1 protein-coding gene is annotated in these 683 nt (G+C 75.7%); it reads right to left on the bottom strand.

Annotated elements, in window-relative coordinates:
* Positions 1–30: 30 nt before the first annotated feature.
* The coding region (locus tag BN423_RS10965) for a transposase (protein ID WP_019240198.1) at positions 31–683 on the bottom strand (653 nt) is incomplete at its 5' end.

Raw genomic sequence — 683 nt, 5'->3', positions numbered from 1 at the left:
CACCAACAAAAGCGACGCTCCTATTGTTTGTCAACCCTGATCCGCGGGAATTGGGAACCCGTCCTCGACCCAGGCGCGGTACCGCTCGCGCATCGACGGGCTCCCGCCCCTCCCGAGCTCGATTAGCGAGATGAGCCCCCGGGAGACCCCGAGCGCCGCGCCGGCCGCCTCCTGGCTGATCCCCGCGGCCCTCCTCGCCGAACCGAGCCCGCCCGGGTCGAAGCCCGGCGCGGCGCCCCGCGGGCCCGTGAGCGCCCGGTACGCCTCCCGCGCTATGTAGCGCTTGAGGCACCTCATGATCTCCCTGTCGGAGAGCCCCTCCGACCTGCGCCTCGCGGCGTAGGCCCGCGTCCTCGGGTCGTGGTCGAGCCTGTGGCGGGCGATCTGGTGGAGCGCGCTGTTCGCCCGGCGGTCCCCGCCCCGGTTGAGGCGGTGCCGCACGGTCCTGCCGCTCGAGGCCTCGACGGGCGAGGCGCCGCAGAGCGCCGCGAAGGCCGCCTCGGACGCCATCCTGCCGGGGTTGTCGCCGGCCGCGACGGCGAGCCGGGCGGCGCTCACGGCCCCGCACCCGTACATGGAGAGCAGGGCCGGGCAGCCCCCGCGGACGAGGCCCTCGATCTCGGCGAGGAGCCGCGCGGCGGCCTCGCGCGACGCCCGCCAGCTCTCCGCGAGGGCCCTCACGG

This window comes from Enorma timonensis (assembly GCF_000321165.1).
Taxonomy (GTDB): Bacteria; Actinomycetota; Coriobacteriia; order Coriobacteriales; family Coriobacteriaceae; genus Enorma.
This window is presented reverse-complemented; position numbering and strand designations above follow the sequence as displayed.